15 protein-coding genes are annotated in these 12,347 nt (G+C 41.5%); 9 read left to right on the top strand and 6 right to left on the bottom strand.

Annotation, left to right across the window (positions count from 1 at the left end):
- Window positions 1-28 precede the first annotated feature (28 nt).
- The 5 genes from ACP14Y_RS03215 to ACP14Y_RS03195 all read right to left on the bottom strand — a co-directional run bounded on the left by ACP14Y_RS03215 (window position 29) and on the right by ACP14Y_RS03195 (window position 5,279).
- The gene (locus ACP14Y_RS03215) at window positions 29-448 is read right to left on the bottom strand and encodes a CBS domain-containing protein (RefSeq protein WP_424961531.1); all 420 of its coding nucleotides are present in this window, start codon (window positions 446-448) and stop codon (window positions 29-31) included.
- A gap of 17 nt (window positions 449-465) precedes the next feature.
- Window positions 466-1,338 carry a polyphosphate kinase 2 gene (ppk2, locus tag ACP14Y_RS03210; RefSeq protein ID WP_424961530.1) on the bottom strand — a complete coding sequence of 291 codons (873 nt, stop codon included), beginning with the start codon at window positions 1,336-1,338 and terminating at the stop codon, window positions 466-468.
- Between the two features lie 151 nt (window positions 1,339-1,489).
- Window positions 1,490-4,087 (bottom strand): ABC transporter permease, encoded by a 2,598-nt coding sequence (locus ACP14Y_RS03205; RefSeq protein ID WP_424961529.1) that lies wholly within the window; start codon window positions 4,085-4,087, stop codon window positions 1,490-1,492.
- Window positions 4,084-4,425, bottom strand: a complete 342-nt coding sequence (locus ACP14Y_RS03200; RefSeq protein ID WP_424961528.1) for a PadR family transcriptional regulator — start codon at window positions 4,423-4,425, stop codon at window positions 4,084-4,086. The genes ACP14Y_RS03205 and ACP14Y_RS03200 overlap by 4 nt, the downstream gene beginning before the upstream one ends.
- A gap of 353 nt (window positions 4,426-4,778) precedes the next feature.
- A complete protein-coding gene (locus ACP14Y_RS03195; protein ID WP_424961527.1) occupies window positions 4,779-5,279 on the bottom strand; it encodes a metallophosphoesterase family protein in 501 nt (166 codons plus the stop codon).
- Between the two features lie 51 nt (window positions 5,280-5,330).
- Between ACP14Y_RS03195 and ACP14Y_RS03190 the strand changes: the two genes are divergently transcribed.
- From ACP14Y_RS03190 to ACP14Y_RS03180, 3 genes are all read left to right on the top strand, one after another.
- Complete coding sequence (locus tag ACP14Y_RS03190) at window positions 5,331-5,861, top strand: thioredoxin family protein (RefSeq protein ID WP_424961526.1); 531 nt, start codon at window positions 5,331-5,333, stop codon at window positions 5,859-5,861.
- A gap of 83 nt (window positions 5,862-5,944) precedes the next feature.
- Window positions 5,945-6,691 (top strand): head GIN domain-containing protein, encoded by a 747-nt coding sequence (locus ACP14Y_RS03185; RefSeq protein ID WP_424961525.1) that lies wholly within the window; start codon window positions 5,945-5,947, stop codon window positions 6,689-6,691.
- A gap of 63 nt (window positions 6,692-6,754) precedes the next feature.
- Window positions 6,755-7,768: a tetratricopeptide repeat protein gene (locus ACP14Y_RS03180; protein WP_424961524.1), complete on the top strand. Its 1,014-nt coding sequence runs from the start codon at window positions 6,755-6,757 to the stop codon at window positions 7,766-7,768.
- Here ACP14Y_RS03180 and ACP14Y_RS03175 read toward each other — a convergent pair.
- Window positions 7,753-8,466 (bottom strand): hypothetical protein, encoded by a 714-nt coding sequence (locus tag ACP14Y_RS03175; protein WP_424961523.1) that lies wholly within the window; start codon window positions 8,464-8,466, stop codon window positions 7,753-7,755. The two genes, ACP14Y_RS03180 and ACP14Y_RS03175, sit on opposite strands and share 16 nt — an antisense overlap.
- Before the next feature lie 74 nt (window positions 8,467-8,540).
- Between ACP14Y_RS03175 and ACP14Y_RS03170 the strand changes: the two genes are divergently transcribed.
- From ACP14Y_RS03170 to ACP14Y_RS03145, 6 genes are all read left to right on the top strand, one after another.
- Window positions 8,541-9,182, top strand: a complete 642-nt coding sequence (locus tag ACP14Y_RS03170; RefSeq protein WP_424961522.1) for an NUDIX hydrolase — start codon at window positions 8,541-8,543, stop codon at window positions 9,180-9,182.
- Window positions 9,183-9,249: 67 nt separating this feature from the next.
- The gene (locus ACP14Y_RS03165) at window positions 9,250-9,399 is read left to right on the top strand and encodes a hypothetical protein (protein WP_424961521.1); all 150 of its coding nucleotides are present in this window, start codon (window positions 9,250-9,252) and stop codon (window positions 9,397-9,399) included.
- 171 nt (window positions 9,400-9,570) lie between these two features.
- The gene (gene fsa / locus ACP14Y_RS03160; RefSeq protein ID WP_424961520.1) at window positions 9,571-10,227 is read left to right on the top strand and encodes a fructose-6-phosphate aldolase; all 657 of its coding nucleotides are present in this window, start codon (window positions 9,571-9,573) and stop codon (window positions 10,225-10,227) included.
- 51 nt (window positions 10,228-10,278) lie between these two features.
- Entirely contained in the window at window positions 10,279-10,482 is a 204-nt protein-coding gene (locus tag ACP14Y_RS03155) for a fructose-6-phosphate aldolase (RefSeq protein ID WP_424964415.1), read from the top strand.
- A gap of 9 nt (window positions 10,483-10,491) precedes the next feature.
- A complete protein-coding gene (locus ACP14Y_RS03150) occupies window positions 10,492-11,202 on the top strand; it encodes a cell division ATP-binding protein FtsE (RefSeq protein ID WP_424961519.1) in 711 nt (236 codons plus the stop codon).
- Between the two features lie 31 nt (window positions 11,203-11,233).
- Entirely contained in the window at window positions 11,234-12,277 is a 1,044-nt protein-coding gene (locus ACP14Y_RS03145) for a saccharopine dehydrogenase family protein (protein WP_424961518.1), read from the top strand.
- Window positions 12,278-12,347: the final 70 nt, after the last annotated feature.

Here is a 12,347-nt window from a genome sequence, read left to right as displayed (position 1 = left end):
TTATTCTCTGCGAGTGGTAATTTAGAACTTAGTATTGTTCAAGAAAATAATTGATGATATCCGTGGTTGTTATGATTCCAACAAGCTTCTCACCATCTACTACTGGCAGTGCATGAAATTCTCTTTTAGCAAGTATTTCAGCGGCTTCTTTTAAAGTGTCTTCAGATCCTACGGTCTCAGGGCTGTGTTTCATCACCTGGTTGATAGATAGCATATCGAATATTGCCTCATCGGAACCTGATTGCTCGTCTCCAAAGGTATCACCAAAACTGATCCGCAGAATATCGGTCTTACTAAGTATTCCTATGAGGTTGTCTCCGGAAACTACAGGTATGTGCCTGATATTATGTTTAGCAAAAAGTGAATTGGCTTCTTTCAGGGAGTTGTTCACGTTTATTGTTAATACATCCTTCGTCATTACGTTGGATACTTTTTCTCTCTTTTTCATGATTGTGTTATTTATAGTTAGTCACTTGTGATTGATGCCCGGTGGTAGCGCATGGCTATTTCAGGATCAGGGTTTAATGAAATGTTTGCTTTGTCTTTTCCTTCATAGTCCAGATGATTCAGTACATATCGGATCGTTTCTAATCGTGCTTTCTTTTTATTATTTGCTTCAATGATGATCCACGGGCTGTAGGACATGTGTGTTCGGGAAAACATCTCTTTCTTGTAGCGTGTGTAATCATCCCAATGCTCCTGAGCTTTTTCGTCTATAGGGCTCAGTTTCCATTGTTTGAGGGGGTCACCCTTTCTTGAGTCGAAGCGCTTTTTCTGCTCTGCTTTTGATATGGAGAGCCAGAATTTGATGATTTCTACACCATCTTCATATAGCATGTGTTCAAATTCAGGGACTTGCAGTAAGAACTTTTTATATTCCTGCTCAGTACAAAAACCCATAACCGGTTCAACAACTGCACGATTGTACCAGCTTCGATCGTAAAAAGTTATTTCCCCTGGATTGGGTAAGGTATTAACATACCGCTGAAAATACCATTGTCCTTTCTCTACTTCAGAAGGTTTGCTTAATGCCACCACTCTCATAGAGCGAGGATTGAGGTGTTCGATGAAACGTCTGATATTTCCTCCCTTTCCTGCCGCATCCCTTCCCTCAAAAATGATTGCAACACGTCGGTTGTTCATATAGATATCTCGCTGAAGTTTAACCAACTCTACTTGAAGCTGTTTAAGCTCATGCTGATAGTTTAGCCCAAACATCAGTTTCTCAATGTCGTGATTCTTTTCTCTAAGGATTTTTTGAATTCCCTCTTTTGAGTTGATTAATGCTAAATCCTCTTTCGTAAGGTCAAGTTGTTTGTTGTTTCTTTCGTCTCCCATCCCTTTTCTTGTTGATTCGAGTCCAAGGTAGATTCGCCGGTCTTTTTGATATAGGAGGATGGTCAGGATTACTTATGACAATCGTCAGGAGTTGGTTTAGAAATAAAAAAAGCAGCACGGGAGCTGCTTAGAAAATTATGTTTTATAAAGACTATTCTTCCTTCAAAGCATTGGCCGGATTAGCTACCGCAGCTTTGTAAGATTTAGCACTTACAACCACCCAGGTAAGTACCAATATTAGAATAATCGGGAGTACCAATAGATACCAACTTAGTTCGATTCGGTAGCTATACCCTTCCAGCCAGTCATTCAGCCAGTAGAAGGCAACTCCAATTCCCACAACTCCACCAATCATGACCAATCGAGTGAAGTCTCTGATCATCATACGTAGGAGTGAAGGTACAGTGGCTCCCAATACTTTTCTTACTGCGATTTCCTTAAATCGTTTTTGAAGAACGAAGGTGGTGAGAGCGAAGAGTCCCAGGAACGCGACGAGTATGGCCAGCAAGGAGAAAGTAGTAAAAACTCCCCCAAACTTTCTTTCTGCTTCATAATGCTTTTGAAAGGAATCATTCAGGAAGAAAGCATCCAGTGGATAATCCCTAGCATTTTCGTTCCAAATATTTTCGATGGAGTTGATGGTCTTCAAAATATCCTTCGAAGAGATTTTTGCTAATACATATGCCTGATGGTGTTCACCGATTTCCTGAGAGGGGCCACCACCGTATCGAAAAATCATGGAACCAATTTCATGCTTCAAAGAGGTGTAATTGAAATTTTTAACAACACCTACTATCGTAAAATCTAATACACTCTGACGTGAGATTTTTTTTCCTATTGGATCATCCCATCCAAGTTCTTTTGCTAAAGATTCATTAATAACAACCGAAGAGGTATCGGACATGTTATCATGGAAGAATCTGCCTTTCAACATCTCTATATCCAGTACTTCCAGGATTTCGTGGGAGGTAAAGGTGTTATATGGACTAACGGATCTGTTATCTTCTGTTGGCACATTATAAGCCCAGTCTCCAAATCCATGGAATGGGACATTGCTGGATTTACCAACTACCTCTATGCCGGGTAGCGATTCCAACTCCGTTTTAAATACTTCATATTTATCTCCAAGCACCCTTCCACCATTAATTACCAGAGTCTGGTCAATATTAAGCCCAAGATCATGTGACTGCATGTGCTGAACCTGTTTGAAAATAACAACTGTGGCCGCTACGAGAAATGCAGAAATAGCAAATTGAAAAGCTACCAGACCACTTCTAAGTCCTCTCTTGCCCGCTTGCTGTTTTTGTCCCCTTAAGGCTTTTAACGGGGAAAAGCCGGACATGATATATGCAGGATAAGACCCTGCAAGCAACCCCGCAACCAACAGAAGCATCAGCATATTTAAGAGATTCATTGGAGTAAAAAGCTCTTGCGGGCTAAACTCACGACCAGTAAGCTGATTGAAGAAATCGATGGAAGACCATGCAATAACCAAAGCCAAAAGCACTGCGATCGAGGTGATAAGCATAGATTCTATCAGAAATTGCGAAGCAATATTCTTTCTATAGGAACCAAGTGCTTTTCTTATTCCAACCTCTTTAGATCTTAAAGCTGATCGGGCGGTAGCCATGTTAATGTAATTAACACAAGCGATTAGCAAAATGAATATAGCAATCATGGAGAAGATGATTACATTTTTATAATCTCCACCATTATTCATTGAAAATCTTGGGTTGTGAAGGTGAATATCAGTGACCGGATAGAGCGTGTAGCCAAACAGCCGGTCTGGATACTCAGCCTCTAACTCCTCAAAGGTGGAATGGCCACTCCATTTCAGAGTTTCGGGTCCGGTATATTTTTTAAACAGCTGTCTCAAATGTTCGTTTACTACCACAGGGCTTGCATTCTTGTTGATTTTGGCGTAGGTCCAAACACTATTTCCTGTCCAGTGGGTGTGGTAGGGTTGTACTTCAGAAATAACATATTGATATGGAAAGTGAGTGTTATTTGGTGGGTCTACCACCACCCCAGTCACCTTCATGTTTGTTTCATCAATCATGATCGTTTGACCATATGCTTCAGAGTCAGGAAAGCACTTCTTTGCCAAAGACTCTGTTAGAACAATTGAATTTGGTTCCGAAAGGGCTTTTTCCGCATCACCTTTCAGGAATGTGGTCTCAAAGACTTTAAACATATTGGGATCTGCATGCGCCGATCCTTTTTGAATAAAGCTGCGATCATCGATTTGGAAAAGCGACTCCCATAAACCAGATACTCGTGTAGAGACTTCTATTTCTGCTATTTCCAGCATCATTGTTTCTGCCAGTAGTGGTGGAGTCCAGGGTCCTCTTTCACCATTGGCAACACGGTACATGTATTCTGCCTCAGGATAGAATCGATCGTAGCTTTTTTCGTGCTGAACATAAATAGTGATCAGCAAGCATGACGCAAGCCCGACAGCCAGTCCTAAAATATTGATGGCTGAATAAGACTTTTGTCTTGATAATGTCCTTATTGCTACTTTAAGATGGTTTTTGATCATTGCTAGTGTGGTTAATTGTTCAAAATCGTCTAGTTCTTTTAAGTACCTCCACCGAAAAAACCGAATGGTGTTCCAGGCAAACTTTCTCCGTGAATGATTCCGCTCAAACAGTTCAAGCAGATCTCCCTCGATTTGCTCGAGGTACCTGTCCTTGCAGAAGGTGCGAAGGAATCGTAACGCCCATTTTGGTGGAGTTTTTTCTTTCATTGTACAAATCCTAAGTTGGTTTTTGGAATCTGCTGATACAGCGAGTTTCTTGTACTGTGAACAAACTCAATGGCTTTGCTGCCTTCTGCAGTCACTCGAAACAGTCTTTTTCTTCGGCCCCCTCGCTCAGCGCTGGCACCTCCCATGTAGGAGGAGACAAACCCCTTTTTCTCCAGTCTATCCAGTGTAGTATGCACGGCACTAATATTTACCTTTCGTTTGATCTGGTTTTCAATTTCATCCATCACCTTCACGCCATAGGCTTCCTCTTTGAGAATTGCCACTATCATCAAGACAAGTTCTTCCAATTCTCCTAGCTGATAAGATTCCCTTTTCATATTAATTTCATAATTGTCAATCAAATACGAAGATAACTATAAATAGTTTCTTTCATGATTGTAAATCAAATACAATTGAAAATTGGAATAGTTGCATACAGAAAACATTTTTTCACGGTATTCCCTTGCGAACGACATAGGAGCGAGACTTGTGAATCTCTCTTAATTATCTAAGATTCCCATGACTCGGCTTCCTGCTAGTCCGCCTCCCAAGGGAATTGGGTATCCCAAAAAACTGTCATATTGAATGCAATGAAATATCTTTCATTTTTTTTAGTTAAACTCTTTAAAAGAGATTCTAATCAACCTTTTTTTAAAGATTTCTCCTATTGTTGAAAAGACAGTTTTTTAACTCATTGTTTCGCTCTCGGACCCATCTCCACTACCTCCAGGTTCTTGATCTCTCCGTTCTCCAGATCAAATCGTAATAAAGTTTTCACCTTATGAAAACCATGCTTTCCTGCAGCTCCAGGATTCATAAAAAGGAGGTCATTAGTTTTATCGGGCATCACCTTCAAAATGTGAGAATGCCCACAAACAAGCAGCTTGGGCCTGTATTGTTTTACATATCCTAGCACCTTGGAATTATACTTTGGTGGTTTACCGGCTATATGCGTGATAAGAACCCTCACACCTTCACGTTCAAATATTTCGCCTTCTTTACATTCCTTCCTAAGCTTACCACCATCTATATTGCCCCACACGGCGATAGTTGGTTTAAATTTTTGAAGATCTTCCAGCACCTCCATGTTTCCAATGTCACCGGCATGCCATATTTCATCCACTTGTGCCAAGTATTTAAAGATTGCGGGATCGAGGTATCCATGGGTGTCCGATAGCAGACCTATTTTCATTGAATTATCTTTGTTTGAAACTATAACCGGTTACGTTTCCGTTTTATAACCATGCAAGTGCTAAAGTATTTATTTGTTAGTGTAATCCTTATTGGAGTTTCTTCATTTCGTCCATTAGAAAATGAAAAGGTCAATTGGCTCACATTTGAAGAGGCCATTGCTATGCATGAAAAGGAGCCCAAAAAACTGCTCATTGACCTATATACTGATTGGTGCGGCTGGTGTAAGGTGATGGATCGAAATACCTACAGCAAGCAAGAGATTGCTACATATATTAATGAAAACTTCTACCCTGTAAAATTTAACGCCGAGCAGAAAGAACCGGTAGAATTCAGGGGACACACCTTTGAATTTGTTGCCCAGGGAAGGAGAGGGGTTCATGAATTGGCTGCTGCATTGACGAGAAATAAGCTGAGCTATCCTACAACCGTATTTATGGATGAGGAGCTGCGAATCATTCAGCCAATCGCCGGTTATCTAAAGCCCGAACAGATGGAACCGATTCTACTCTTTATTGGTGGCGATCATTTTAAGACCACAGCGTTCGAAGATTTTAAGAAAAATCACAAATCTTCACTCTGATCTGCAACCTTTCTTTTTTTTCATAATCTTTAGATTAAATATTGAGCTCAAGGGCTCGCCCTAACTCTTAATTTAAAAAGACTATGAAAAAATCATTCTTAATCACAATCCTAGGCATTTTGATTGCCGGCTTCACATTCGCTCAATCAGAAGAGACCAGAAGCTTATCATCTTTTTCTGAAATTTCAGCACACGAGGGAATTGATGTTTACATCCGGCAGGGAAATAAAGAGGAAGCGCGAATCGTTTCTGAAACTCATGATCTGGATGAAGTACTGACAGATGTAAGTGGAGGCAGATTAAAAATTCATCTGGAAGGCAACAACCACAGAAACATTAATGTAGAAGTTTATGTGACTTACAAATCCATCAGAGCCATTTCGTCATCTTCTGCATCCTCACTTTCATCAGAGGGCTCCATTGATGCAGGAGGAGATGACTTTGATGTCGATGTGAGCAGTGCGGGTGATATCGATGCAACCATTGAGAATGCAGATGAGTTGACGGTGGATGCATCGAGTGCAGGAGATGCCAGGTTGAAGGTATCATGCAATGAAATTGAAGCAGATGTATCCAGCGCTGGAGATGTTCAAGTTTCTGGTGTGGCGAAGATGCAGGACGTTGAAGTAAGCAGCTCAGGTGATTATGATGGATATGATCTGGAAAGTGAAGAAGCAGACGTTAGCGCCAGCAGTGGAGGAGGAATTAAGCTAAATGTTAGTAATAAACTGGACGCCCGGGCGAGTAGCGGTGGTTCTGTCCGATATAAAGGGTCACCTAAATACCTGGATGCCAGCTCAAGCAGTGGAGGCTCCATCAAGAAATCTTGATGCGCATTCAAAAAACACTTTCAAGCCTGCATACATTTGTGCAGGCTTTTTTGTTATGCATACATGAGAAAATTCTTCATCATTCTTCCAATTTTATTTTTTGCTTGTGAATCTTCAGAGGAACGAACACAACGTTTTTTTAATCTGGGTAATAAAGCCTTAAATGATGGCTTTTATGAGCAAGCCATAGAGTTTTACAATCAATCCTTAAAAGAAACTCCTAATTACGCTCCGGCTTTAAATAACCGAGGAGTCGCCCGAATCGAATCAGATCATCCATATGAAGCAATATTAGACTACAATCAAGCCATTCAAATTGATCCTGATTACCTCGATGCTTTGTTTAATCGAGCTTATGCTTATGAAGAGATCGGTCAATTTAAGAATGCATTGCAGGATGTAAAAACAATTCATACGCTCACAAATGATTCCGCTTTTGTTTATTTCTATGAGGGGTTGGTTCAAACCAAAATGAAACGATATGATGAGGCGCTCGTAAGTTTTCAGATGGCAGATGGGCTAAACCCCTTAAATCCTGAAACACTGATCAATGTCGCTACCATTTATTATTTCAAAGAAAAATATGATACAGCAATAAGTATTGTGAATCAGGCTATGGAGTTGAATGCCGATAATGCGAATGCATTTAGTCTACTGAGCCTCATTGAGCTGGAAAAAGGGAATTATCAGGGTGCCTTAGTCGAGGTGAACCGAGCCATGGATATTGTACCCGGAGAACCATACTTTCTGAATAATCGAGGGTACATCTTTTTGCAAATGGACTCTTTGGATGCTGCAATTCAAGATATCAACAGAAGCATCGTGTTGAACCCAAAAAACGGATGGGCATATCGAAATAAGGGGATTTATAAGATGAGACAAGGTGAATATAAGGAAGCTATCACCCTGTTTGAGCGTGCTATTAAAACCGGTGAATTCATTGATGAATTATATTCTTACCTGGGAGATGCTTACATGAAACTGGGTGATAAGATGAAAGCATGTGATAGCTGGAGGGAAGGGGTAACACAAAACGAACCAATGAGTCAGCAAAAACTAGATCAAAATTGTGATTGATCCTTCTTGAATATTAGTTGATTCAGTGCGACCAGGTGGCTGCAGATCAAAACAGGCATGATGAAGGTCGGCATGAGGATATAAGGAAAATAGAATACTGCCAGGTTAGACGCTTTAGAAAGAGTAGGTGTGTAGAAATATGGTGTATAAGAAATGGCCATCTGGATGAAATTGATAAGCAATCCAAGGGCTATCACATTCCATATTATGGCTCCTAGTTTACTTTTACTCCGGGTGCCTACCATAAAAACAGCTGCAAAAGGAGCGGATATTCCTGAGAGAATATCGAGGTTAGACCCTTCAAAAGTCACATCCATGGGCATTGCCTTAGATACCGCCAACCACCAGATCACCATCTGCAAAGGAATTCTCACAATATGAATATAATGCAGAGTGGTAATTGGAATATTATTAAGCAGTGATTTGGATCGTGGGATAGCAAAAGCCAGAATGATCATTACGAAGGTAAATCCTGCCATTAGAGGAATTCGGGGAGTACCTGAAAGGTTGGTGAAATATCCGTCGAAGACGAGTACACTTACTACAAAAATCCAGGCAACAAGAAACGTGATCACAAAAGATGGTGTTAAGTTTCTTTTGCCATTGGTTGCTGAGTTGACGCCAAAAAAAATGAAGCCAAGAACAGCGATGACGATGGCAATAAAAGTGCCTGCTACATATCCAGGGATGTCTTCCATCTTTGTGATTAGGGTGTGATCACCAATTTACGCAGAAAATTGAAATGAAATAGACATGCTTAATTTGCAACGAAATGAATTTCGATGAACTGACCAGTTTCTTGGAGAAGCGTGTGCAGCAACCCATGCCGGGAGATGTTGCACACCAAAGAATGAAGCCAAAGATGGCCAATGGTGCCCCACTGAAGTTGAAGCATGCCACGCCACCCCGAAAGGGAGGTGTGCTCATTTTACTATACGAGGAGGAGGGAAGTGTACGTTTTCCGCTTATTCAGCGCCCCAGCTACGAAGGGATTCATAGTGGACAAATGGCTTTACCGGGCGGAAGGCACGAGGAGGAGGACATGGACCTGTTTCAAACAGCACTAAGGGAAAGTGAGGAGGAAATTGGGGTTCATCGGGAAAAAGTAGAGATCATTGGAAGTTTATCTGAATTTTTTGTTGCTGCCAGCAATTACCAGGTATTACCGGTGATCGGTAAAATCAATCACAAGCCATCATTCATTCCAGAGCCACGGGAAGTAGATGATATTGTTACCCCACCCATCACTCATTTAATTGATCCTGAAAGACTAAAGGAAAAGGAAATAAGTGTGCGAAGTGGTTATCGGTTGATTTGTCCTTATTTCGATCTGGAAGGTCGGACTGTCTGGGGAGCTACAGCGATGATGTTAAGTGAACTGGTGGATCTTTTGAGTGAATACCCGGTTAGGTAACATAAAAGTCATTGAAGATTAACGATCAAACGAATCCTTTAGCGACTTCTAATCGTACTTTTGACTTATGGAAAAGCTAGATCGATACAACCCGGACGATACCTCCGATTTTGATGATCGATTAGAGGAAGAACAGGAAGTCATCGATGTTGAGATTGATGAAAATGAGCCTCTTGGGGAGGAGGAAGATTTTTACCGTCACCTGGAAGAATACTAATCGGAATAATCCTTACTTCCTTCTAATCTATTTACTAATTTTGCAGCGGCAAACGGGTACGACCAGCTCCTGCTGAATCCCCCAGGACCTGACGGTAGCAAGGGTAGGCGGTCGTAGCGGTGCGATGCTTCGTTTGCCATTTTTTCTTTCCTTCACAATAACCCCTACTAAATGAAATTTTTCATTGATACAGCAAACCTTGACGAGATCAGAGAGGCGCAAGATTTAGGCGTGCTCGACGGTGTGACCACTAATCCTTCTTTGATGGCCAAAGAAGGCATCACGGGCGAGGCGAATATATTGAAGCACTACAAAGACATCTGCGACATTGTGGATGATAATGTCAGTGCAGAGGTGATTGCTACCGAATTCGAAAAAATGGTAGCAGAAGGAAGAGAATTAGCAAAAATTGATGATAAAATCGTGGTGAAAATCCCGATGATCAAAGATGGAGTAAAAGCTATATCTGCCTTGACCGCCGAGGGGATCAGAACAAACTGCACCTTAATTTTTAATGCAGGTCAGGCCATTTTAGCAGCAAAAGCGGGTGCCAGTTATGTATCCCCGTTTATTGGTCGTCTGGATGATGTGTGTACCGATGGTCTCGCATTGATCGAGCAAATCGTTGGGATTTATGATAATTATGGATTTGAAACGGAGGTACTTGCCGCTTCAATCAGGCATAACATGCACCTGATCCAGTGTGCGGAGATAGGCGCTGATGTAGCCACTTGTCCGCTTAGCGTCATAACCGGGCTTCTGAAACATCCGTTGACAGATAGTGGATTGGAAAAGTTTCTTGCAGATTATCAAAAATCAAACAAATAAGATAATACGTAGTTGATGGTTGAGGCACTAGATTTACTTAATTTAGATGAAATGTACATCATCAAGGTGAAAGGGAAAGCGAAAATCCCAGATTATATACAGATCAGGGATCAGGATTTTGTCCTGGTAGCTTATTTTAGGACGGACCGTCCACTTAAGCGAATGGATAAGTTTGGCCTTGAAGGAAAAGATGAGGAACTTAAGCACCTGATCCAGAAACTTCCTTATGGGAAGCTTCAAAAACTAGAGTTATAAGTAAACTAAATGTCATTTTCTGAAGAACCTGTCGTTCGAGTATCTAATGCATCAATTTTTCAGGAAGACCATACGGTCTTGAGCGAGCTCGACTTTACCATAGATAAAGGTGAATTTACATATCTCATCGGTCGAACAGGAAGCGGCAAGTCATCACTATTAAAAACTTTATACGCTGATCTACCACTGAGACTCGGTCGTGCAGAGGTTGTTGGTTTCCCAATCAACAATATCAAATCCAGGGATGTGCCCTACCTAAGAAGAAAAATTGGAATCATCTTTCAAGATTTCGAACTCTTCTATGATCGTTCTGTTGCTGAAAATCTAACTTTTGTAATGAAGGCCACTGGATGGAAAGAGCCTGCAAAGATGAAAAATCGAATTGCAGAAGTATTGATGCGTGTAGGGCTTGGAGCTATCTCTGCAAAGATGCCCCACCAGCTTTCTGGCGGTGAACAGCAGCGTGTTGTGATTGCACGTGCGATGATCAATGAACCGCAGATCTTGTTTGCTGATGAGCCAACCGGAAATCTTGACCCGGATGTGAGTGATGGAATTCTCAAGCTTTTTGAAGAAATCAACAACAGTGGAACAGCCGTACTCATGGCCACTCACAATCATAAATTCATTGAAAAATTTCCTCACCGAGTCCTCAAATGTGAAAAAGGCAGGATTCTTGATTCGTCAAAAGAAAAGTTCGAATTAAGTGGCTGGTACTAGCGCTTAGTTCCTTAATGATTACCTTCACCGCATGAATAATCTTCTGATCTATGGTGCCTACGGGTACACTGGCCGATTGATAGTAAAAGAGTGTCTTAAACAAGGGATTAAGCCAATTATTGCTGGCAGAAATCCCGAAAAAGCCATGACCTTTGCCAATAAGCATGGATTGGAATACGATGTTTTTGAGGTTGATGAGCGTGCAAAATTAGAAAACTGGCTGAGACGAGGTGACGTGGTTATCCACTGTGGGGGCCCGTTCATTCATACTGCCAAAAGTATGGTTCAGGCATGCCTCGCAACCGACACACATTACCTTGATATTACAGGTGAATTTCAGGTTTTTGATCTGATCAAAGAATATGGGGAAAAGGCGAAAGAAAAAGGAATCATGCTTTTACCTGGAGCTGGATTTGATGTAGTCCCGTCGGATTGTTTAGCCAAACATCTTCATAGTCAACTACCATCTGCAAGTGATTTGAAGCTGGCCTTCGTAAGTAAGGGAGGGAAGTTGTCCAGGGGAACGGCTAAAACTATGATTGAAAATCTTGGGGAACCTCAGACGGTAAGAAGAGAAGGAGATTATGAAGGAGTGGCGATGGGGAAATCTGCCAGGGAAATAGATTATGGAGATTTCAGTCAAATCTCCATGGGTATTTCCTGGGGAGACATCTCAACAGCCTATTTTAGCACGGGCATTCCCAATATTGAGGTCTTCTCGGGTACGAATGAGCAGCAACTTGCCAAGGTGAGACGAGCCGCGCGGCTGTCTTTTATGCTTCGGTCTCGTACCATCAAAAACTTTTTGATGCGCCAGATGGATAAACGATCCGATGGCCCGAAAGAAAAAAGACGGAATGAATCTGAGATGTATTTGTGGGGACAGGTGAGTAATGGAAGTAAGACCATCGAAGCTCGCTTGAAAACACCAAATGGCTACACTTTGACTGCACTGACCTCTGTGCTGATCGCTAAAAAAATTCTGGAGGGAGATTTCAAGCCTGGATTTCAAACCCCCTCCTCTGCGTATGGTGAAGGCTTGATTTTGGAGGTGGAAGGCTGTTCTTTCTTATAGCTGTTTCCATTTCTTTGGTCAGTGAAGATGGTTTCATTGGTCGAATGAATGAAGCTTTCATATTGTTTCC

The organism is Ekhidna sp. (assembly GCF_965247405.1).
Classification (GTDB): domain Bacteria; phylum Bacteroidota; class Bacteroidia; order Cytophagales; family Cyclobacteriaceae; genus Ekhidna.
The sequence above is the reverse complement of the archived record's forward strand: the minus strand, read 5'-3'. Positions and strand labels throughout refer to the sequence as shown.